Source organism: Maribacter sp. (assembly GCF_049667165.1).
Lineage (GTDB): Bacteria > Bacteroidota > Bacteroidia > Flavobacteriales > Flavobacteriaceae > Maribacter_A.
The window spans coordinates 1-1,549 of the sequence record NZ_JBATHS010000370.1; the positions used below are offsets into that span (position 1 = coordinate 1).

Consider the following 1,549-nt stretch of genomic DNA (forward strand, 5'->3'; position numbering starts at 1 on the left):
CTGTAGGCTACATTAAAAATCATAACATCACTCTGAAATCTGGGGTGCTCTTAAATGTAGCCTTTATATGTCAGCCCTACAAAAATACCCGCGCTGCTGCTGCTGTTGTTGTTGTTGTTGTGCGGCACTTGGCGCTCATACGACCCAAGAGTCGCAGGCATACGCCAGCGCCGCCACCGGTTCCTGGTAAAGAACCGACAAAGGAGGCGACGTCCCCCCGAATGCCTTTCTTCTTTTCTCGGCGGTTGCTGGACACTTTTGTAGCCAATGTACCATGTCCTCTGGCTCTTTTTTGCAGTTGGGGCATGTAGGGGAAACCCCCTCCTCCACCACGTGCCGATAAGCTGCCAACCGCCTACAGTGACCACTGCGCAACTGTGCGAGCAGCACCGCCTCCTTCCTGCTGAGGACCGCCTTGCCCTTGATGCCCTGATAGACCAATTTTGTCCGGACATGTGACACTGGCGGGTCAACTATCAGACGGCGGATACGTGCCTTTGCAGTGCACAACGGCACACTCCTTCCCTCTTCCTTAGCTTTCCTTCTTCCCGTCGAAGCCGTCCTCGCCTCCATATCCGCCCTCTCATTCCCAATCAATCCACAGTGACCCGGTACCCATTGTATGACGATGTGTTGTTTACTTCCCTCAAGCTGTCTTCGCAATTCAACTAGCTGAGAGTCATCGGCGGCAGATGGAGTGCAAATTTCTGCGAGTAGTGAGCGACTGTCGGAAGCGATCAACACCGGGCCCGATGTGACTGTTAATTGGTCCACCCATTCCAATGCCAACCTCATCCCCTCCCTCTCCGCCTCGAGCGCCGAAACCACCCCACCACCCCGCCACGTCAAGACCTGTACTATTCTTAGGTTGTCCGGATGACCACTGCAAATCACCGCTGCTGCTCCACCATCCTTCCCATTTTCTCCCGGAGATCCATCCGTGTAAATCGATGTGATGAACGGACCTATATCCTTCAGGTGTGCAACTGTCGTTTCCAGCTTCTCTTCGGGTGTGGAGCATAGCCGAAACGATGGGTTGAGATCCGGGTACACCTCCCACGTTCCTACCTTAGGGGCCTCCCAGGGTGGCTTGGGGACTGGGAACGGGGCTCGATGGAGTTCATTTAGTCCCAGGCTTTCCTCCTCTTTTCTTGCTAGCTCCCTCCAACTACCTCTGCTCTTGAGTCTATGCTGTGGACCTTCTATCAGCTTGGTGCGCGGATTGGTGAGCGGGAGACGCAGGGTCTTCTCCCATGCACTTACGCAATTTCTGTGGATCATTGTTTGCATGGAGGGTACTTCTGCCTCCAGCCGAAGTGCTTCAATGGGAGTCGACTGTAGCTGACGGGTAACCATTGGCAACGCTCTGTTCTGGCATGCGTCCAGTGATTTCACATTGGTCTCCGACAGCCATGGCTGCCAAGCGGCGCCGCAATAGTTAAGCACGCTGCATACGGTCGCCTGAAAGACGGTCTTCAGACTCTCCGCACTCCACCCCCACTCCCTTGACGCGACCATTGCCAATAAATTGCATTTAGCACCAACTTTT

1 protein-coding gene is annotated in these 1,549 nt (G+C 54.4%); it reads right to left on the reverse strand.

Going from position 1 to position 1,549, the window contains the following annotated elements; translation table 11 throughout:
• Positions 1 to 135 precede the first annotated feature (135 nt).
• Positions 136 to 1,549, reverse strand: a 1,414-nt coding sequence (locus WBM98_RS16735; RefSeq protein ID WP_424367161.1) for a ribonuclease H family protein, incomplete at its 5' end; no start/stop codon positions are given.